At 65.6% G+C, this 598-nt stretch carries 1 protein-coding gene and 1 pseudogene; one reads left to right on the forward strand and one right to left on the reverse strand.

Going from position 1 to position 598, the window contains the following annotated elements:
- Positions 1-264, reverse strand: a 264-nt coding sequence (locus RF644_RS18745; protein WP_368797662.1) for a GTP-binding protein, incomplete at its 3' end; no start/stop codon positions are given.
- 253 nt (positions 265-517) lie between these two features.
- Between RF644_RS18745 and RF644_RS18750 the strand changes: the two are divergent.
- Positions 518-598, forward strand: a pseudogene (locus RF644_RS18750) (30S ribosomal protein S20); the annotation flags it as partial.

Genomic DNA, 598 nt, shown 5'->3' on the forward strand with positions numbered 1-598 from the left:
CTTCCCCTGCCCCTCTCCCTCGGTGGGGGCCCAGGGCAGACGGACCGCCTGGGACTTGATCGTGATGCCGCGCTCGCGCTCGATGTCCATCCGGTCGAGGTACTGGGCGCGCATCTGCCGCTGCTCGACCACACCCGTCAGCTGGAGCATCCGGTCGGCAAGGGTCGACTTGCCGTGGTCGATGTGCGCGATGATGCAGAAGTTGCGGATCAGAGCCGGGTCGGTACGGCTCGGCTCGGGCACGTGGATAGGAGTCGCGGGCACGCAGGGTCCTGATTCTTTGGCAGACGCCGGGTCGGTGAGCTCGGCTCGGGCTCGGCTCGGCTCTTTGTCGGATCGATACGTAGGCTCCATGGTCCCACGGGTCGGCGACTGTGCCGGGTTTGGGCCGCCCGTGGGGCGGCTGGTAGCCTGAGCAGCTGTGTCTCGTTTCCTCTCCGGAGGCGCCTTCCGTACCCGCAGGGTTACGGGGGAGGGACGCAACCTCAGAGATCATCGAACCTGAAAAGGCTCTTTCGTGGCGAACATCAAGTCCCAGATCAAGCGGAACAAGACGAACGAGAAGGCGCGCCTGCGCAACAAGGCCGTCAAGTCCTCG

Source organism: Kocuria sp. CPCC 205258 (genome assembly GCF_040981005.1).
GTDB lineage: Bacteria > Actinomycetota > Actinomycetes > Actinomycetales > Micrococcaceae > Kocuria > Kocuria rosea.